15 protein-coding genes and 1 pseudogene are annotated in these 18,513 nt (G+C 69.7%); 8 read left to right on the forward strand and 8 right to left on the reverse strand.

What is annotated here, in order from left to right:
* The first annotated feature begins 9 nt into the window (after window positions 1-9).
* Complete coding sequence (locus FHX72_RS08160) at window positions 10-978, forward strand: ADP-ribosylglycohydrolase family protein (protein WP_183624294.1); 969 nt, start codon at window positions 10-12, stop codon at window positions 976-978.
* A gap of 34 nt (window positions 979-1,012) precedes the next feature.
* On the opposite strand, the pseudogene FHX72_RS08165 reads toward FHX72_RS08160, so the two are convergent.
* Window positions 1,013-1,492 (reverse strand): annotated as a pseudogene (locus FHX72_RS08165) (copper amine oxidase); the annotation flags it as partial.
* A 68-nt stretch (window positions 1,493-1,560) separates the two neighbouring features.
* Here FHX72_RS08165 and FHX72_RS08170 point away from each other — a divergent pair.
* Window positions 1,561-2,729, forward strand: a protein-coding gene (locus FHX72_RS08170; RefSeq protein WP_183623042.1) for an IS3 family transposase whose coding sequence is annotated in 2 segments (ribosomal slippage) — window positions 1,561-1,816 and window positions 1,816-2,729 — 1,170 coding nt in all. Because the reading frame shifts where the segments join, the coding sequence is not laid out codon by codon here.
* Here FHX72_RS08170 and FHX72_RS08175 read toward each other — a convergent pair.
* From FHX72_RS08175 to FHX72_RS08200, 6 genes are read right to left on the reverse strand one after another with little or no spacing between them, the layout of a single operon-like run.
* Entirely contained in the window at window positions 2,713-4,365 is a 1,653-nt protein-coding gene (locus tag FHX72_RS08175; RefSeq protein ID WP_183624296.1) for a primary-amine oxidase, read from the reverse strand. The two genes, FHX72_RS08170 and FHX72_RS08175, sit on opposite strands and share 17 nt — an antisense overlap.
* On the reverse strand, window positions 4,362-5,849 hold the full coding sequence (locus FHX72_RS08180) for an aldehyde dehydrogenase family protein (RefSeq protein WP_183624298.1): 1,488 nt from the start codon (window positions 5,847-5,849) through the stop codon (window positions 4,362-4,364). Before FHX72_RS08180 ends, FHX72_RS08175 begins: the two co-directional genes overlap by 4 nt.
* A complete protein-coding gene (locus FHX72_RS08185) occupies window positions 5,846-7,102 on the reverse strand; it encodes an amidohydrolase (protein ID WP_338110087.1) in 1,257 nt (418 codons plus the stop codon). The genes FHX72_RS08180 and FHX72_RS08185 overlap by 4 nt, the downstream gene beginning before the upstream one ends.
* The gene (locus FHX72_RS08190) at window positions 7,099-7,776 is read right to left on the reverse strand and encodes a DUF1028 domain-containing protein (RefSeq protein ID WP_183624300.1); all 678 of its coding nucleotides are present in this window, start codon (window positions 7,774-7,776) and stop codon (window positions 7,099-7,101) included. The genes FHX72_RS08185 and FHX72_RS08190 overlap by 4 nt, the downstream gene beginning before the upstream one ends.
* On the reverse strand, window positions 7,773-8,219 hold the full coding sequence (locus FHX72_RS08195; protein WP_183624302.1) for a RidA family protein: 447 nt from the start codon (window positions 8,217-8,219) through the stop codon (window positions 7,773-7,775). Before FHX72_RS08195 ends, FHX72_RS08190 begins: the two co-directional genes overlap by 4 nt.
* 1 nt (window position 8,220) lies before the next feature.
* Window positions 8,221-9,585, reverse strand: coding sequence for a flavin-containing monooxygenase (locus FHX72_RS08200; RefSeq protein ID WP_183624304.1), 1,365 nt, complete (start codon window positions 9,583-9,585; stop codon window positions 8,221-8,223).
* Between the two features lie 153 nt (window positions 9,586-9,738).
* Between FHX72_RS08200 and FHX72_RS08205 the strand changes: the two genes are divergently transcribed.
* A complete protein-coding gene (locus FHX72_RS08205) occupies window positions 9,739-10,680 on the forward strand; it encodes a LysR family transcriptional regulator (RefSeq protein ID WP_179557312.1) in 942 nt (313 codons plus the stop codon).
* Here the strand turns inward: FHX72_RS08205 and FHX72_RS08210 are convergent.
* On the reverse strand, window positions 10,665-12,293 hold the full coding sequence (locus FHX72_RS08210) for an amidohydrolase (protein WP_183624306.1): 1,629 nt from the start codon (window positions 12,291-12,293) through the stop codon (window positions 10,665-10,667). The genes FHX72_RS08205 and FHX72_RS08210 overlap by 16 nt on opposite strands.
* Before the next feature lie 208 nt (window positions 12,294-12,501).
* On the opposite strand from FHX72_RS08210, the gene FHX72_RS08215 reads away from it, so the two are divergent.
* Genes FHX72_RS08215 through FHX72_RS08235 form a run of 5 tightly spaced genes read left to right on the forward strand, consistent with a single transcriptional unit; the run spans window position 12,502 to window position 18,439 of the window.
* Window positions 12,502-13,503, forward strand: a complete 1,002-nt coding sequence (locus FHX72_RS08215; RefSeq protein WP_183624308.1) for an ABC transporter substrate-binding protein — start codon at window positions 12,502-12,504, stop codon at window positions 13,501-13,503.
* A gap of 20 nt (window positions 13,504-13,523) precedes the next feature.
* The gene (locus FHX72_RS08220; protein ID WP_183624310.1) at window positions 13,524-14,363 is read left to right on the forward strand and encodes an ABC transporter permease; all 840 of its coding nucleotides are present in this window, start codon (window positions 13,524-13,526) and stop codon (window positions 14,361-14,363) included.
* Window positions 14,363-15,133 carry an ABC transporter ATP-binding protein gene (locus tag FHX72_RS08225; protein WP_183624313.1) on the forward strand — a complete coding sequence of 257 codons (771 nt, stop codon included), beginning with the start codon at window positions 14,363-14,365 and terminating at the stop codon, window positions 15,131-15,133. The genes FHX72_RS08220 and FHX72_RS08225 overlap by 1 nt, the downstream gene beginning before the upstream one ends.
* 13 nt (window positions 15,134-15,146) lie before the next feature.
* Entirely contained in the window at window positions 15,147-17,708 is a 2,562-nt protein-coding gene (locus FHX72_RS08230) for an FAD-dependent oxidoreductase (protein ID WP_183624315.1), read from the forward strand.
* Entirely contained in the window at window positions 17,708-18,439 is a 732-nt protein-coding gene (locus FHX72_RS08235; RefSeq protein WP_183624316.1) for an SDR family NAD(P)-dependent oxidoreductase, read from the forward strand. Before FHX72_RS08230 ends, FHX72_RS08235 begins: the two co-directional genes overlap by 1 nt.
* Window positions 18,440-18,513 lie beyond the last annotated feature (74 nt).

Consider the following 18,513-nt stretch of genomic DNA (forward strand, 5'->3'; position numbering starts at 1 on the left):
ACTAGGAACATGACCCTCACCCCACCCCAGCTCGACCGCGCACGCGGCGCCGTCCTCGCATCCGCTGTCGGCGACGCCCTCGGCTCGCAGTACGAGTTCGGGCCGCCGCTCTCGGATGCGACGCCCGTGTCCTACGGTGTCGGCGTGTTCGGCCACGGGGTCGGCGAGTGGACCGACGACACCTCCATGGCCATGCCGATCCTTCAGGGCCTCGCGGCGGGGGAGTCGCTGAACGACGCCCATGTGCTCGCACGAATCGTCGTCGCTTGGCGTGAGTGGGCTCGGGATGCGAAGGACGTTGGAGCGCAGACGCGCACCGTGCTGTCCGCCCTCGAAGGAGAGGTCACAGAAGACCGAGCCCGCGGCGCCGCCCGCGACGTCCACCTGCGCGCCGGCCGAAGCGGCGGCAACGGCGCCCTCATGCGCACCGGCCCCGTCGCCCTCGGCTACCTCGCCGACGGCCAAGAGCGCGACCTCGCCGACGCCGCCGCCCGCATCGCGCAGCTCACCCACTGGGAAGACGACAACGCCGATGCCGGCGTGCTCTGGTGCCTCAGCATCCGCCACGCCATCCGCACCGGCGAACTCGACGTCCTCAGCCAGCTCGACGCCCTCCCCAGCGAACGCCGCGACAGGTGGCGCGGCTTCACCGAGGAAGCGCTCGCGCCCGGCGCCCACCCCCGCGACTTCTCCGAACAGAACGGCTGGGTCGTCCGCGCCTTCCAAGGCGCACTCGCCGCGATCACCGGTGCCACGTCAGCAGTGGATGCACTCGAACGCGCCGTCCGCGGAGGCAACGACACCGACACCGTCGCCGCCATCGCCGGGTCACTCGCCGGTGCCGTCCACGGCGCCGAAGCCCTCCCGGGGCCAGTCACAGAGCCGAATCACGGGTGGCCCGGCCTCCGCGCCGCGGACCTCAGAGACCTCGTCGACGCGGCCACCGCAACCCCAGCGGGCTCGAAGAACCCGAACTGACCAGCCGCGCACCGCCCCGGCCACCCGCACCCCGCTACCCGTGCGCGACCGGCCCCGCCCCGCAGCACCCACCCGACTCCCCGGATCCGCCCGACTCACCCGACCCGCCCGCCGCATCCTGGCCGCCGACCTCCTCCGCAGCGCAGCAGGAGCTCACCGCCCCGTGCGCCTTCATCGGCTCCGGCACGTCCAGGGTTGGGTTCCTGTCGAAGAACCCGTGCGGCACGAGACTGAACCCCGTCGAATCGACGGGCATGATCGGCCAGTCCTCGGTGCGCGGGAAATGGGTGAGCCCGAACGTGTGCCACAGCACGATGTCCTGCCCGTCGATGCCAGCGTTCCGCGCCACCCAGCCATCGATCGTGCCGAACCCGTCGTTCTGGTTCACCAGCTCGCCCGACGGGAAACGCTCCATCGGGCTGTACCTCGTCACCCACAGATCCTTCGTCGTGAACGCCGCCCTCCGCGCGATCGACGACGCAGGATCGGCGAGGAGACTCGGCTGCCCCTGGGCTGCCGCTATGTTCTCGGACAGTAGCTCCCCGGTAAATTGGGTAGGGAAGTCGCCGGGAGGGGCAATTCATGTCTCGTAGAAGATTTACGCAGGAATTTAAGGACGAGCTCTGTCAGGAGGTGATCGCGTCGTCGAAACCGATCAAGGACGTTGCAGCGTCGTATGGTGTGGGCGCGGAGACTCTCCGGAATTGGCTCGCGAAGTATCGGGCGGACAACCCGGTCACGGAACTCCCTGTGAGTGGATCGGAGCGAGAGCGACTCCGTGAGCTCGAGAAGGAAGTCCTGGAGCTACGGGCGGAGACCGCGTTCCTGAAAAAAGCTACGGCTTACTTCGCGCGGGAGCAGCGGTAGTGAGCAAGTATGAATACATTGACTCCCTGACCATTGACGCGAGTGTTAATCATTCCGTCACGAAAATGTGCGCTTGGCTTGGTGTTTCGAAATCTGGTTTCTATTCCTGGAGGGACCCGACGCCAACTCGCACGCAGGAGCGACGAGACGCACTTGTCGAGAAGATCACAATGTTCTTCGAAGCGTCGGACGGGACGTATGGGTATCGGCGAATTCACGCTGACCTTGCCGAGGCTGGCACGCACTGTTCCCCGGAGCTCGTTCGCCGCCTGATGGCTGAGCACAAGCTTGTGGCCTGCCAGCCTCGACCGTTCCGAGTCACGACAACCACGGATGGCGAGGAGCATGCCCTCCCGGATCTCGTCGAGCGCGACTTCACGGCCACCCGACCGGGTCGGAAATTCGTCGGCGATATCACCTACATTCACACCTGGCAGGGTTTCGTGTATCTCGCGACCGTCATCGATTGCTATTCAAAGAAAGTCGTTGGGTGGGCCATTGAGGACCACATGCGGACCGAGTTGATCGAGCAGGCGCTCAGAAATGCCGCCGAGAGCACACCGATTGAGGAGGGCGCTGTGTTCCATTCCGATCGCGGAAGTGTCTACACGTCCAGCGATTTTCGGAAGTCGGTGAAAGATCTCGGAATGCGTTCCTCGATGGGGCGAACTGGTGTATGTTGGGATAACGCGATGGCCGAATCATTCTTCGCTGCCTTGAAAAATGAGCGAGTGTATCGGACGACGTATCCGAGCAAGAAGCATGCTCGGAAGGATATCGTTCGCTATATCGAGGGGTTCTATAACAGTCGGCGTCGCCATTCGGGGTTAGGGTATCAAACGCCGAATCAGGTCCATCACGGGCCACTCACGTTGGCAGCATAAAAGTCATCGCATTCAGGCTGGGGACAGTCCGAAAACATCGCGGCAGACCACCCTCCGGGCGCAGCACGTAGCCGACCGGCTGGCCCACACAGTTCAGCGACTCCGGATTGATGACCCGCCACACCACGCCCCGCTTGCCGTCAGCCTCGCGCACGCCCTCCAGCTCCGACCTCAACCGCGTCGTCGCCAACGTGAACCCGTTGCCGTACGGATTGCCCCCACCCATCGGCACCCGCTGCGCCGCCAGCTCCTCCACCGAATTCTCGACACCGTCGACCGTCATATCCAGTCGCGCCGAGAACAGATGCTGGTGGTAGGGAGCCCCCACACCCGGGGCGATCTCCGACGCCCACGGATACTCGCCGCCATCCTCGAGCGGACCGGGGAACGCCGACGCGAACACCACCCCCGTCGCCTTGCACTCCAACTCGATGCGCCCGTCGAGGTACAGGTGCCAGTAGAAGCCGTAGTCGTAGTTGCCGACCGTGATGAAGAACGACACCACCAGGCGCCGGTTCCGCCGCACATCGCTCGAATGCGTGTACTCGTCGCTGTGCTTCCACAGGATCGACGCATCTTCCTCGTGCATGCAGATCGCGTTCCGGATGGTGCGCGGCCGGCCATCCGTCGCCGCGATCGTCGCGTCGAAGTAGCGGATCTCGCCCAGGCAGTCGCAGCCCAGCTCCAGCGAGTTCGCGACCTTGCCGAGCGAGTACTCGCCAGCATCGAAGTAGTTCTGCCAGAACCGCACCGGGCTCGGGTCGCCGTACGGCACCACCATCTCCGCGATCGACGCGCGGTACACGATCGGCCGAAGACGCCCGCCATCGGTGAAGCCGATCTCGTGCAGCGTCAGCCCCTCCACCTGGTTGTAGCCGATGCGGAAGCGCCACTTCTCCCACTCCACGACATCACCGTCGACCGCGAAGCTCGGCCCCTCCGGCTGCGTGATCACGATCGGCTTCTGCGTCGTCCGGGCCGCCGGTCGCTCCGCCTTCAGGTGGTAGTTCTCGCGCCGCGCCGGCACCTCGAAGATGCGGTCGTCGATGAGCTCCAGCACCTCGCCCGAGATGAGATCCAGGTACGCGACCACCCCGTCCACCGGATGCGCCCACGCGTTGTCGTCAGGGTCCTGCTGCAGGAACGACAGGCACCGCACGATGCGCCGCCCCTCCTCGCCGGGCAGGCCGAAGCGGCCCGCCGACAGCGCCGATATGCGCACCAGCGACACGTCCGTGATCCCACGGCGAGCCATCGCCGCCACCCACCCCTCGTGCCTGCGAAGCAGCTCCTCGACCCGGTCGAACTCCTCATCGACGATAGGTGGCTGCCCCTCCCGCTCCACATCCACGACGCGACTGCTCGCCACGCGCGGCGAGGTGAGCTCCGTCACCAGCTCCGTCACCGTGCCATCACGCCGATCGAGCAGCACGTTGCCGACCCGACGCTCGCGCACCGTCCCGGCCAGCACCTCCGCCTTGTCCGGCTCGACGAGGTTCGTGAGCATGAAAGCCGTCGAGGCTTCGTCGTGACCGGCGGCGAGCACGAGCGTTCGGTTCAGGTCGATCTCCTCGGCACTGAGCCGGGCAAGCGGATGCGTCATGGTGGAGCCTTTCGCGGAGAGGGATGCGCTCATCGGCCGGCGAACCAGGTCGTCTTGAGCGAGGTGTAGTTGTCGAACGCATGCAGCGACAGGTCGCGGCCGCTGCCGGACTGCTTGACGCCGCCAAAGGGGGTCGTCACGTCGAGCGCGTCGACCGTGTTCACGGAGACCGTGCCCACCTTGAGGGCCGACGCGACCCGATGCGCGCGGTGGATGCTGTCGGTGAACACCGACGCGGCGAGGCCGTACTCGCTCGCGTTCGCCAGCGCTACGGCCTCGGCCTCCGTCTCGAACGCGGTGACGGCGAGGACGGGGCCGAAGATCTCCTCCGTCGCGATGCGCGCATCCGGTCGCACGCCCGCGAACACGGTGGGCGACGCGAAGTAGCCGCCACTCGCATCCGCCGCACGCACACCACCCGTCACGAGTCGCGCCTCGGCGCTCCCGGACACCATGTAGTCGTGCACGCGCTCGAGCTGCCTCGCGCTCACGAGCGGACCCAGCTGCGTGGCCGGATCGAGCGGATCGCCGACGACGAGGCCGGCGGCGCGCTCCGCGACCAGCTCCGAGAGGCGCTCCGCGATCGAGGAGTGCACCAGCAACCGGGAGTTCGCGGAGCACACCTGGCCAGAGCAGGTGAAGATACCCGCGGCAGCCGCATCGGCCACCATCTCGAGGTCGTCGACGTCCGGGAACACGAGGTTCGCGCTCTTCCCGCCGCACTCGAGCCAGACGGCCTTCATGTTCGAGCGAGCCGAGTACTCGAGGAACCGCTTCCCGACGGCGGTCGATCCCGTGAAGGCGATGACGTCGACGTCCGGGTGGAGGCCGAGCGCCTGCCCCGCCTCGACGCCGAGGCCCGACACGACGTTCAGCACGCCCTCCGGCAGCCCCGCAGCGACCGCGATCTCCGCGAGCCGCAGCGCCGACAGGGGGCTCTCCTCAGCAGGCTTCAGCACCACGCTGTTGCCAGCGGCGAGCGCAGGCGCGATCTTCCACATGGCCGTCTCGAGCGGGTAGTTCCACGGCACGACGGCGCCGACGACCCCCACCGGCTCACGCGTGATGATCGCCAGGTCAGGCGCCGCAACAGGGGCGACCTCCCCGTAGCGCTTGTCGATCGCCTCGGCATACCACTGCAGGATCGCGGCCGTACCGGGCACGTCGATCGTCGAGGTCGCGCTGATGAGCTTGCCCCCATCCAGCGAATCGAGCACGGCGAGCTCGTCGGCTGCCGCCCGAATCGCATCCGCGACCGCGAGCAGCACACGCTTGCGCTCACCGGGTGCAGCTCTCGACCACACGCCTCGCTCGAACGACGCCCTCGCGGCGGCGACGGCCCGGTCGACATCGACGGATGCGCCGCGCGCGACCGTCGCGAGCACCGTGCCGTCCGCAGGGTTGAACGTCTCGAACGTGTCGCCCGAGGCGGCGTCGGTGAACTCGCCGCCGATGAAGAGGCGCGTGCGCGGGGTGACGGAATCGGCGATCGCCCGCCAGGCGGTCAGGTCGTTCATGCGGACTGCTCCTCGGAGTTGGGCACTGACGCGGTGCTGGTGCTCGTGCTCGTGCTCGCACCGTCGATCGCTCGTGCGGGAAGGTGCGCGAGCGCGTCGTCGATGATGGTCTGCGCCATCAGGATCGCCCCGTCGAGCGCGGCGCGGTCTGCGGCCGGAGTCGCGGCCGCGGCGGCGAACGCCGCCTGGTGGTTGACGGCCGGCGCCGAGTCGATGCCCAGGTACGGGTGGATGGACCGGACGAGGCGAGAGACGTTGCCCATGTCGGTCGACGCCGTGTTCATACCCGCTGGCTTCTTCTCGGCCAGGTCCATGTCCCGGCCGAGCGCTGCCGCGTTCTCGGCGAAGGCGCCGAGCAGCGGTGCGTCGTTCCGGAACTCGGCGTAGCGCCCGCTCGTCTCCTCGAGTCGCATCGTGCATCCCGTCGCGAGGGCGCCAGCCTCGAAGCAGGCGGCGACGCGCGGGAACAGCGCGTCGAGCTGCTCGAGATCATCGGCGCGCACGTACCAGCTGCCGAGCGCCATCGCCGGGATCGCGTTCGGCGCCGTGCCGGCCTCGCGCACGATGCCGTGCACGCGCACCCCGTCCGGGAGCTGCTGGCGGAGCAGGCCGATCGCCGTCTGCGCGACGGTGAACGCGTCGGCCGCGTTCACGCCGAGCTGCGGGTAGGCGGACGCATGCGACTCGACCCCCGTGTACTCGACGTCGAAGTGGGCGACGGCGCGCGGGCGGGCCCAGGCCGCGTCATCCGGCCCCGGATGCACCATCATCGCGAGGTCGACGCCCTCGAAGACGCCGCGCTCGAGCATGACGATCTTGCCCCCGCCGCCCTCCTCGGCCGGCGTGCCGATGACCCTCACGGTGAGGCCGAGCTCGTCGGCCACCGGGGCGAGCGCGATCGCCGCGCCCACGGCAGCCGCCGAGATGATGTTGTGCCCGCACGCGTGTCCGAGCCCGGCCAGGGCGTCGTACTCGGCGATGACCGCGGCCGTTCGCGGACCCGCGCCCGCCGTCGCGACGAACGCCGTCGGCAGCCCGGCGCTCCCGGTCTCGACCGTGAGGCCCGCCTCCTCGAGCGCCGCCACGATGAGCTCGGCGGAGCGATGCTCCCGCCACGCCACCTCGGGGGCGGCGTGCAGCGCGTGGCTGACGCCCAGGATGCGCGCGCTCGCCGCCTCGACCCGCGCGCGCACCTCGTCCTTGAGGGCGCCACCTGAATCGACGGCCCCCGGCGCGCGGCCCGCGGCGCTCACTCGTCCGCCTCGTCGCCTGGCACCCCGTACGAGGGGGCCTCGTCTGGCCGGAGGGCCCGGCTCAGGTAGGCATCCTTCTGCGGCAGCCACAGCCGCACGAGCCGCTCGAGCTCGCCCACCGGGTCATCGTGGTCGTCGACGCGCAGGTCGGTGACGCGCCAGGAAGCCCCCTCGACGACCGCGAGGCCCGCCGAGCGCAGCTCGCCCGCCTCGCCACCGGCGTCTGCAGCCGCGCGCAGGCCGGCCATCAGCCGTTCCTCGAACGGCCCGTCCGCCGACTCGAAGCCGGCCACCATCGCGGCCAGCACGCCGTCGCCCGCGAGCAGGTTGCCGGCCGCCACGCACGAGTCGCCGACGTGCTCGCCGTGCACGCCGAGGGCCCGCGCACCGGAGCGCACCGCAACACTGCCGAGCGCATCCACCGCCGTCAGCTGGCGGAAGTCGGGGAACTCGTCGCCGGCGAGGGCGGCCTCGAGCGCCGCATCCGCTGTCGCCCCCGACTCGAGGGCGTCGAGCACCGCACCGCCGAGCGCCGGGTTGGTCACGTTCTGCGAGGCGGATGCGCCGACACCCGCCCGCAGGTGCACGCAGCGGGAGGCGACGGCCGGGCTCGAGGAGGAGATGATGATGCCGAGCGCACCATCGGACGACCTGGCCGTGAGCGAGAGCGTCATCGTGTGCCCTCGATTCCGGCGTCCGCTGCCGGCTCGCTGATGACGGCAGTCGCATCGATCTCGACGAGCCACTCCGGCCGCGCGAGCGCGTCGACGACGAGCCCCGTCGACACCGGGTGGACGCCCTTCAGCCAGCGACCCATCACCCGGTAGACCGGCTCGCGGTAGCGGATGTCGGTGAGGTAGACGACGACCTTCACGATGTCCGCGAGCTGCGAGCCGCTCTCGCGCAGCAGGAGGTCGATGTTCGCCATCGCCTTCTCCGCCTGCGCCTCGACGTCGCCGATGCCCACGCTCTCGCGCGAGTCCAGGTCCTGGCCGATCTGGCCGCGCAGGTACACGACCCCGCCGGCGACCACCGCCTGGCAGAGGTCGTTGTCGAGCTCCTGCTCGGGGTACGTCTCCTTCGTGTTGAACGGGCGGATGCGCGTGTGCGTCGTCATGTCAGTGCTCCAGGGTCTCGAGGACATGGCTCGCGTGAGCCTGTCTGGTCGGAACGGGGTCGGGCTCGGTGTCGGCGCCAGGGGAGTAGGCGAGGTAGCTGCGCTGGATGGCGATGTGGTCGGCGAGGTGACCCGCATCGTGCCAGACGCCCCAGATGAAGCTCGAGCCGCGCCTCGACTGCCACGGCAGGCCGAGGAAGTAGATGCCGGGGGCCGCCGAGACGCCGCGCAGGTGCACGGGCTTGCCGCGCTCATCCACGGCCCCCTCCGGCAGCCACGAGTAGTCGGCCGAGTAGCCGGTGGCCCAGACGATGCTCGTGACGCCGGCCTCCTCGAGGTCGAGCTCCAGCAGCGGGTTGGTGACGGAGTCGGGATCAGGGCCCAGGAGGTGCGCCTCCGGTTCCGGAGGGAGGTCGATGCCCGTTCGCTCCACGTAGGCGTCCGCCTCTGCGAGCAGCGCACGCAGGTTCGCGTCGCCTCTGGCGATGTTGTCGCCGAGGTCAGGCGCGAACCGCAGCAGCGTTCCGTCGGCCGACTCGGTGCGCCCCACGAGCGTGATGCCGGCCGCGGCGAGGCCGCGGAAATCGACCGTGTGCCCTCCGTCGGCGCCGCTCACGGCGATCGTCACGTGCTTCGCCCCCAGCGGCGGCGTCGACGCATCCCACTTGTTCAGCACTCCGAGCCACCAGACGAAGTCGCGGCCACGGTAGCTGCGCGGGGGCCGCTCGTGCGGGCCGACCGAGAGGAAGACCTCGCGGCCGGCTCGCCGGAGCTCCGCGGCGATCTGCACGCCGGAGGAGCCGGCACCGACGACAAGCACCGCGCCGGGAGGCAGCTGCGCTGGGTTCCGGTAGTCGGCCGAGTGCAGCTGCGTGATCGCGTCGCTCTCCGGGACGATCGCCGGAACCACCGGCACCTGGAAGGCCCCGGTCGCCGCCACGACGGCGCCCGCCGAGATGCGCCCCGCCGACGTGTCGACGTCGAACTCCGGGGAACCGGGACGACGCCGCACCGCCGTCACCTCGACGCCCGTGCGCACCGGGCCGCAGAAGCGCTGCACGTACTCCTCGAAGTAGTCGGCCACCTGATCCTTCGTGGCGAACCCGTCAGGAGCGAGGTTCGGGAACTCCAGGCTCGGGAACCGGTCATGCCAGGCCGGCCCGTTCGCGACGAGCGAGTCCCACCGGCCCGTGCGCCATCGCTCCGCGATTCGATCGCGCTCCAGGACCAGGTGGCTGATGCCCTTCCCGGCGAGGTGCTCGCTCATCGCGACGCCCGCCTGTCCTGCGCCGACGACGAGCACGTCGACGTGCTCGCGGGGGAGACGATCCTGATCCGTGTGGGGGTCGTGCGGGGAAGTTGGCATATTGCCTGCTGCTTTCGCTTGTCCGGCTCTGTCGAGATCGAGTCTCGGAACCGGCGCGAGGCAAAGCAAATAGCCACAGCAGGCCTAAAGTATCTAAAATAGAGATGCAAGAGCTCGGCAATATCTCCGTAACACATTCGAAACGAGGACCGCATGCGCGCCACAGGACGCACCGACGTCTCCCTCACGCAGCTCCGCTACTTCGTGGCCGCCGCTGAGCAGGGGAGCATGACCTGGGCGGCCGACGAGCTCTTCGTCGCGCAATCCGCCGTCTCGACCGCGATCGCCAACCTCGAGACCGCGGTCGGCGCGCAGCTGCTCATCCGCCGCCGCGCGAAGGGGCTGCAGCTCACCGCGACCGGCGCCGACTTCCTGGTCCGCGCTCGCGGCATCCTCGCCTCGGTCGACGACGCCCTCGGCGCGCTCCGCCCGGAGAACACCGCGGGCCGCCTCACCGTGGGCTGCTTCCGCACCCTCGCCCCGTTCTACCTCCCATCGGTCATCAGCGGCCTCGGCGAGGCGCACCCCGAACTCCTCGTGGACGTCACGGAGATGACGGCAGAGAAGGTCCCGGATGCGCTCGCCAGTCAGGCCATCGAGATCGCCCTCACCTACGACCTGGGCCTGACTCCCGACATCGAGCGCGAGGTGCTCGCGGAGGTGCCGCTGTACGCAGCCGTCAGCGTGCACCATCCGCTCGCCGACCGCGAGAGCGTGAGCCTCGCCGAACTCGCCGAGCTGCCCATGGTGCTCCTCGACATGCCCGTGAGCCGCGACTACTTCCTCCAGTGGTTCACACGCGCCGGCCTCCGCCCACACGTGCGCTACCGCTTCGCGAGCTTCGAGGCGGTGCGCGCCATGGTCGGAAGCGGCCACGGCTTCACGCTGCTCAACCAGCAGCCGCGCGTCGCATCCACGTACTCGGGCGGGGAGCTCCGGCACCTCCACATCGTCGACAACCTCCCCCCGCTCGAGCTCGTGCTGGCCTGGTCAGGCGGCGCGAAGCAGCTCACCAAGAAGGCGGAGCTCTTCGCCGCGCAGTGCCGGCGCTCCGTCGCCGAGTACGGGGCGGGAGCCACTCAAGGGGCCTGGTAGACGAGCTCCCCGCCGACGTACGTGCGACGAACGCGCGCCGAGCCGTAGGCGCCGACCTCGCGGAGATCCGCATCGACCCAGACCAGGTCGGCGAGGCAGCCGGCCTCGAGGCGACCGGTCTCGGTCTCGAGGCGGTTCACCCAGGCCGCGTCGGCGAGGTAGGCGTCGAGGGCCACGCCGAGCGGGAGCGCCTGCTCCGGCAGCAGCGGATCGTCGAGCACGCCGGCCCCGATCGCGTGCGGATCCTCGGCCAGCCCCCGGCGGGTGACGGCGGTGCTGATCGACCAGAGCGGGTTGGGTGTCGTCACCGGCCAGTCGCTGCCACCCACGATCCGCGCACCAGCACGGTGCAGGTCGCCGAATGGAAAGTGCCGTTGCTCGCGTTCCGCGCCGAGCAGCGGCAGCTTGCGGTGCACGATCTCCTCGTCGCGCCGAGCCCAGAGGGCGGTGACGTTCGCGGCCACCTCCAGCTCCGCGAAGCGGGAGACGTCGGACACGTCGATCAGGTCCAGGTGCGCCACGTGGTGCCGGTTGCCGCGCAGCCCATGGTGCCTGATCGCGGCCTCCACGGCGTCGAGCGCGTGCCTGGCGGCGGCGTCGCCGACTGCGTGGAAGTGCACCTGGAAGCCTGCGGCGTCGAGCGCCGTGGTGAGCCCGATGAGCGTCTCCGGGCTGAGGAACGCGATGCCGACGTCACCGGGGTGGCCGGCGAACGGCTCCAGCATCGACGCCGTGTGGTTCTCGACCATGCCGTCGATCATGACCTTCACGGTGCCGGCATCCAGGCCGGCCGCCGCGGCGCTCGCGCGGACCTGCTCGAGGTCGGCCAGCTGCTCGAGCCCGCGTGCGCGGTCCCACCACTGGGCGAGCACGACGCGCGCCGTGAGGCGACCGTCGCCGGCCAGGCTGAGGTAGGCGGGCAGTGGGTCGGGGCCGAGGTCGCTCTCGCCGACGGCCGCGTCCTGCCAGGTCGTGACGCCGACCGAGTGCAGCTCGCGTTGCGCCGTCTCGAGGGCGGTCTCGAGGAAGGTGCTGTCCGGCACCGGGATGAGGTGCTCGACCAGGGCGACGGCCGATTCCAGGAGCATCCCGGTCGGACGCCCGCTCTCGTCGCGCACGATACGCCCGCCGTCCGGGTCGGGGGTGGTCTCGTCGATGCCGGCGGCCTGGAGTGCGGCCGTGTTGACCCACAGGCCGTGCGCATCGTGGCTGTGCAGCATCACGGGCCGGTCGTCGATGCCGTCCAGATCGGCGGCCGTGGGGAACCCGTCAGCGAAGACGTCGCCGAACCAGCCGCCTCCCGTCAGCACGTCTGCGTTCGGGTTCGCTTCGGCGTGCGCGGCGATGAGCGCCAGGTACTCGCCTCGGTCGTGCACGGGCTTGAGGTCGATGCCGAGGGCCTGGATGCCGGCGAGCAGCGGGTGGACGTGGGCGTCGTGGAATCCGGGCAGCAATGTGCCGCCCTCGAGATCCACGAGCTCCTCGGCGGCAGGGAGCTCGTCGCCCTCGGCAATGACTCGCAGGATCCGATCGCCGTCGACCAGCAGCGAAGCGTGCGCGAACACTCCGCGGCCGAGGTAGAGCTGGCCGTTCGTGAAGAGGGTGGCGTGCATGGTGCTCCCGTCCTGGGAGGCCGCGGTGGCCTGCCATATCGGCCACCCTGGGCGGGCTGTGTTTCGTATAGATTTCGTGGATATTGCTAGGCAATTGCATCGTATTTTTAGATGCGAAGATTCGTGTCTCGCTATTTGCTTGTGCTCCGCGGCCTCCCGATTCTTGACCCAACCCGCCCCAAGCGAACCGAGTCCCGGAAGGACCACCATGACCACCACCAAGAACGCACTCCGCACCGCGGGAGCCCTCGCTCTGAGTGCCGCGCTGCTGGCCACGACCGCATGCTCCGCCGACTCCGCAGCCTCCGCCGACGGGGAGGCCTCGACGATCGGCATGGGCATCCAGCCCTGGCTCGGCTACGGGCCCTGGTACATCGCCCAGGAGAACGGCTACTTCGAGGATGCCGGCGTCGACGTCGAGATCACCAACTTCACCAACGACGCGGACATGACCGCGGCGTTCGCCTCCGACCGCGTGCAGGTCGCTAACGTCGCGAGCCAGACCGCGCTCCAGTTCATCGAACAGGGCCTCGACGTCAGCATCGTCCTGCTGCTCGACGCCTCCCTCACCGCCGACGCGATCCTCTCCGACGGCAGCGTGACCGACATCGCCGACCTCAAGGGCAAGCAGATCGCCTTCGAGGAGGGCTCCGTGAGCAACCTCCTCCTCGGCTACGCGCTGCAGGAGAACGGCCTCAGCCTCGACGACATCGAGCACGTCCCCATGGACCCATCCGAAGCGGCAACCGCCCTCATCGGCGGCAGCATCCCAGTGGCGGTCACCTACGAGCCCTACATCTCCGAAGCCCGCACCTCGAGCCCCGAGATCACCGAGATCTACACGGCGGCCGAGAACGCCGGCCTCATCAGCGACGTCCTCGTCGTCGACAACACGTACCTCGAGGAGAACCGCGAGACCGTCCAGAGCGTCGTCGACGCCTGGGGCCCCGCCATCGACTTCTACGAGTCCGACACCGACGCCGCGAGGGCGATCATCGCCGAGAATCTCGGCAGCGACGTGGAAGCGCTCAACTCCGCCTTCGACGGCGTGCAGTTCTTCTCGCTCGAGCAGAACCAGACCGAGCTCGGCGGCAACTACCTGAACACCGTGCTCCCCAGCGTCGACAAGATCGCCGCCGAGATCGGCATCCTCGAAGGCGGCACCGACCTCCCGTCCATCGTCGACCTGACGTTCGTCGGCGCAGAGTAACCACAGGAGACCTGAGTCCCATGGCAGTTCAGAGCACCACCCCGGTCGCGAGCACGCGGCCCGCGACCGGGGCGCGCCGGAAACCGGTCAGAGCGCCGCTGACCCGGCGCCAGTACCTCATCACGTCCGTCGTGACCTTCGTCCTCCTCCTCGCCGTGTGGACCGCGGTCTCCACGAGCGGCCTCGTCCGCCCGCTCTTCCTCCCATCGCCGATCTCCGTGGGCGAGAAGCTCATCGACCAGGCGGTAAACGGCCAGCTCTGGACCGACATCGCCGTGAGCACGTACCGCGTGATGGTCGGCTACCTGCTCGCCAGCGTCATCGCGATCCCCATCGGCGTGCTCTGCGGGTCGATCCCGAGGGTCGAAGCCGCGATCGAGCCGATCATGGACTTCATCCGCTACATGCCCGTCGTGGCCTTCGTGCCGCTCACGATCCTGTGGGTCGGCACCGACGACTCGCAGAAGGTGCTCATCATCTTCCTCGGCACCTTCTTCCAGCAGGTGCTCATGGTCGCCGACGCCGTGCGGCGCGTCCCGATGTCGTACCAGAACCTCGGCGCGACCCTCGGCCTGAGCCGCACGAAGATCCTCGTCCGCATCGTCTTCCCCTCCGCCCTCCCGCGGATCTGGGACGCGCTGCGCATCAGCCTCGGCTGGGCCTGGACCTGGCTCGTCGTCGCCGAGCTCGTCGCGGCCACCGAGGGCATGGGCTACCGCATCACCCAGGCGCAGCGCTTCCTCGAGACCGACCTCATCATCGGCTACGTCATCGTGCTCGGAGTGCTCGGACTCGTCTTCGACCAGGTCATGCGCGCGCTCGGCCGCCAGTTCTTCCGCTACCTGAAAGGACGTGTCTGATGGCCGTCGAAACCGCACTCCGCGCACCCAAGGTCGTCGTCTCGGACGTCACGAAGCGCTTCGGCGAGGTGACGGCGCTCGCCGACGTCGACCTCGTGCTCGGCGACCGCGAGTTCGTCTCCGTGGTCGGGGCATCCGGTTGCGGCAAGAGCACGCTGCTCTCCGTCATCGCAGGCCTCGAGGCTCCGACCGCCGGCACCGCCTCGCTCAGCGGGCACGAGATCCTCGGCCCTGGTCGCGATCGCGGCGTCGTGTTCCAGCAGGCGACGCTCCTCCCGTGGCTCAGCGCCATCGACAACGTCGTGTTCGCGCTCGACGGCGAGGCCGATCTGACGAAGCGGCAGCGCATCGACCGGGCTCGGGATGTGCTCGACCAGGTCGGCCTCACCGGCTTCGAGTCGAAGTACCCTGCACAGCTGTCCGGCGGGATGCAGCAGCGCGTCGCGCTCGCCCGCTCGCTCGCCTACGGCCCGGACGTGCTCCTCATGGACGAGCCGTTCGGCGCCCTCGACGCGCTCACGCGCCGGACCATGCAGGAACTCCTCACCGAGGTGTGGGAGCGCCACCGCATGACCGTCATGCTCATCACCCACGACATCGAGGAGGCGGTCTTCCTCTCGGACCGCGTCATCGCGATGACACCGCGCCCCGGGAAGGTCGCCGCCGAGTTCGAGATCGACCTGCCCCGGCCGCGCGAGGTCGACGTGCTGGGAAGCCCGGAGTTCCACGGCTACTACACGGAGATCCTCGACCTCATCCACCGCGGCTGAGACGGAGAAGCGCGTGAGCGAAGAATCGGAAGCCCAGTTCGACTACCTGGTGCTCGGCGGCGGCACCGCCGGATGCATCGTCGCGGCGAGGCTCAGCGAGCAGCCGGGAGTCTCGGTTTTGCTCGTCGAAGCCGGCCCCAGCGACGCCGACGAGCCGAGAGCGGCGAGCATCCGCCGCTGGGACGAGATGCTCGAGGGGGAGTACGACCTCGACTACCGGAGCGAGCCGCAGGCACGTGGCAACTCGTTCATCCGCCAGGCGCGCCTGCGCATCCTCGGCGGCTGCTCGACGGCGAACACGATGATCAGCTGGCGTCCGCTCCGCGGAGACCTCGACGAGTGGGCGTCCCTCGGCCTCGAGGGGTGGGGGTACGAGGAGGTCAGCCCCTGGTTCGACCGCATCGCGGCGACGATCACCCCGGTCGCCGCCCAAGACCAGAACCCGTACATCCGTGACGCCGTGGACGCTGCGGCTGCCGCCCTCGAGGTCCCCAGGCGCGAGCGCTGGAACGACGTGGAGTTCATCGACGGGGCCGGATTTTTCGAGATCGGCTACGAGCCCTCCACGAACCAGCGCTCATCCGCCTCGTTCTCCTACCTGCACTCGCAGCCGGAACGGCCAGGCCTGACGATCCGCCTCGAGAGCATCGTCGAGCGGCTGCTCATCGAAGACGACCGCGCCGTGGGCGCCGTGCTCCGGAACCCCGACGGGACCTTCACGACGGTCCGGGCGCGACACGAGGTGGTCGTCAGCTGCGGCGCGATCGACACCCCGGCCCTGCTCATGCGCTCGGGCATCGGGCCGGCAGCCGTCCTCGAGGCCGCCGGGGTTCCCGTGCTCGTCGACGCGCCAGGCGTGGGGGAGAACCTCCAGGATCACGCGGAGGGGCTCGTCGTGTGGGAAGCGGCCGGGGAGCGCTCCGCGGTGTGCGCGACAGGGTGGGACGCGGGCTACGTCGTCAGCGTCGACCCCTCGACCAGCACCCCGGACATCTCGACCCACATCCCCCTGCACTCCTGGACCGTGCACGCGGAGCGAGTCGGCGCGCGGATCCCGACGAACAACGTGTCGCTCGCCCCCAACGTCGCGAAGCCGCGCAGTCGCGGCCGGGTGTGGATCACGTCCCCGGAACCCGACGCGCGACCATCCATCGACTACGGCTCCTTCACCGACCCGGAGGGGCGGGATGAGCGGATGCTCGTCGAGGGCGTGCGCCTCGCCCGTCGCGTCGCCGCCGCCGAGCCGCTCGCCACGCACCTCGTGCGCGAGGTGTTCCCCGGCCCGGAGGTGCAGAGCGACGAGGCGCTCTCGGCCGTGCTGAGGGAGACGCATCAGACCGTCTACCACGTCTCCTGCACCGCCCGAATGGGTGCGGACGGCGACCAGATGGCCGTGCTCGACAGCCGGCTGCGCGTGCGCGGCGTCGAAGGGCTGCGCGTCGTCGACGCCTCCGTGTTCCCGACCATCACGGCACTCAACCCGGTCGGCATGATCATGACCATCGCCGAGCGCGCCGCGGCGTTCCTCCTCGAGGACCGGGCGCAGGAGTCCGCGCCCCCATCCGCGATCGCGTCCGCCAGCGATGACGCGGCGACCTTCCGGGCGCTGCTCCTCGACGAGGACCTCCGGCTCACCGTCGGTCACCGTCCCGCCGTCGCACCCGCACCTGGTGAGGTCGTCGTGGCCGTCGAACGCGCGGGGATCTGTGGCTCCGACCTGCACGTCCTGCGCAGCGGCGACTGGGTGAGCTACTGGCCGGCCACCCTCGGGCACGAGGTCGTCGGCCGCATCCTGCAGAGCAGCGACCCGGGCTGGCCCGTCGGCACGCGTGTGCTCATCGACAGCCGCACGCCGCGAACCGACGACGGCAGGACCGTGCCGGCCGATCGACTCGACCCGAACCTCACCTGGCTCGGGGAGGAACGGCCGGGCGGATTCGCCGAGCGAGTCGTCGTCTCGACGGCGACGCTGCACGCCGTGCCCGACGCCCTCGATGCGCAGACCGCCGTGCTCGCCGAACCCCTCGCGGTCACCCTGTGCGCCTTCGACCAGGCGCGCGTCGAGAGACCGGAAACGGTGCTGATCATCGGCCACGGACCGATCGGCTTCCTCGCCAACGCCGAGGTGCGCCGTCGGTGGCCCGAGGCGGCCGTCGACGTCATCGATCCCGTGCCCGAGCGGTCCGACCTCGCCCGCGAGCTCGGCGCACACGCCATCGCCCACATCGAGCGCGACGACTACGACCTCGTCATCGACGCCGCGGGATACGACGGGTCCCTGGCGGCTGCCGTGGCCGCCGCGGCCCGCGGCGGCAGCATCCTGCTCGTCGCGCTCGGCCACTCGCCGTCCCAGCTCATCCCGGCCGACGTCGTCGAACGGAGCCTCACGATCACCGGCAGCGTCGGCTTCGACACCAGACACCTCGACGAGGCGCTCCGCATCCTCGAGCAGTCACCCGACGTGTACCGGCGCTCGGTCACGCACACCATCCCGCTGCTCGAGCTCCCCGCCTTCCTCGCCTCACCGGCTCGCCGCGAAGCCATGAAGATCCTCGTCGACTGCGGCGGCGCGTGATGGCGGCCGACGACGGCCGGGTGCTCATCACCGGCGGCACCTCGGGCATCGGACGCCACGTCGCCGGGCACCTCACCGCATCCGGTGCGCGGGTCTGGATCACCGGCACACGTGAAGAGACGGTCGCCGCCGCCCTGCAGGCCGGCGTCGCCGAAGGCGCGACGGTGTGCGACGTGACGAGCCCCCAGCAGCTGGAAGGCGCGTTCCGGGATGCGGCAGACACGTTCGGCGGCCTCAGCGGGGTCTTCGCCAACGCCGGCATCGACGGCCAGGGCAAGCCGGCCGTCGACCTCGACATCGGCGAGATCACCCGCCTCTTCGACGTGAACGTCGGCGGCATCCTGCGGACCGCGCAGCTGGCGCACCGCCACCTCGACCGCCCGGGTGCCCTCGTCGTCAACTCCTCCGTCAACGCCCTCCGCCCCGAGAGCGGGTTCGCCGACTACAACGCCTCCAAGGCGGCGGCAGCCTCCATCGCCCAGTCGCTGGCCGTGGAATGGGCCGCCGAGGGCATCGCCGTCACCGGCATCTGCCCCGGCTACTTCCCCTCGAACATGACCCAGGGCTGGCTCGACGACCCGGAGACCCGACAGCAGCTGCTCTCGCACATCCCCATGGGGCGCTTCGGTCGACCCGAGGAGATCGGGGCGACCGTCGCCTTCCTCCTCACCCCGCAGGCCCAGTTCCTCAGCGGAGCGCTGATCCCCATAGCCGGCGCCTCGAACGTCTGACCGCCCCACCCCGAGACGACACCCTCCCACCACCGACCTCGTGCCGAGCGCATCGACGTCGAACAGAACCAGGA

This window comes from Pseudoclavibacter helvolus (assembly GCF_014191305.1).
Lineage (GTDB): Bacteria > Actinomycetota > Actinomycetes > Actinomycetales > Microbacteriaceae > Pseudoclavibacter > Pseudoclavibacter helvolus.

What these genes read in the sequence shown, in the direction of transcription:
- FHX72_RS08205 (WP_179557312.1), top strand. Translation starts at nt 9,739, where the DNA reads ATGCGCGCCACAGGACGCACCGACGTCTCCCTCACGCAGCTCCGCTAC.
- FHX72_RS08190 (WP_183624300.1), bottom strand. Translation starts at nt 7,776, where the DNA reads ATGACGCTCTCGCTCACGGCCAGGTCGTCCGATGGTGCGCTCGGCATC.
- FHX72_RS08220 (WP_183624310.1), top strand. Translation starts at nt 13,524, where the DNA reads ATGGCAGTTCAGAGCACCACCCCGGTCGCGAGCACGCGGCCCGCGACC.
- FHX72_RS08175 (WP_183624296.1), bottom strand. Translation starts at nt 4,365, where the DNA reads ATGAGCGCATCCCTCTCCGCGAAAGGCTCCACCATGACGCATCCGCTT.
- FHX72_RS08215 (WP_183624308.1), top strand. Translation starts at nt 12,502, where the DNA reads ATGACCACCACCAAGAACGCACTCCGCACCGCGGGAGCCCTCGCTCTG.
- FHX72_RS08195 (WP_183624302.1), bottom strand. Translation starts at nt 8,219, where the DNA reads ATGACGACGCACACGCGCATCCGCCCGTTCAACACGAAGGAGACGTAC.
- FHX72_RS08235 (WP_183624316.1), top strand. Translation starts at nt 17,708, where the DNA reads ATGGCGGCCGACGACGGCCGGGTGCTCATCACCGGCGGCACCTCGGGC.
- FHX72_RS08200 (WP_183624304.1), bottom strand. Translation starts at nt 9,585, where the DNA reads ATGCCAACTTCCCCGCACGACCCCCACACGGATCAGGATCGTCTCCCC.
- FHX72_RS08225 (WP_183624313.1), top strand. Translation starts at nt 14,363, where the DNA reads ATGGCCGTCGAAACCGCACTCCGCGCACCCAAGGTCGTCGTCTCGGAC.
- FHX72_RS08180 (WP_183624298.1), bottom strand. Translation starts at nt 5,849, where the DNA reads ATGAACGACCTGACCGCCTGGCGGGCGATCGCCGATTCCGTCACCCCG.
- FHX72_RS08160 (WP_183624294.1), top strand. Translation starts at nt 10, where the DNA reads ATGACCCTCACCCCACCCCAGCTCGACCGCGCACGCGGCGCCGTCCTC.
- FHX72_RS08210 (WP_183624306.1), bottom strand. Translation starts at nt 12,293, where the DNA reads ATGCACGCCACCCTCTTCACGAACGGCCAGCTCTACCTCGGCCGCGGA.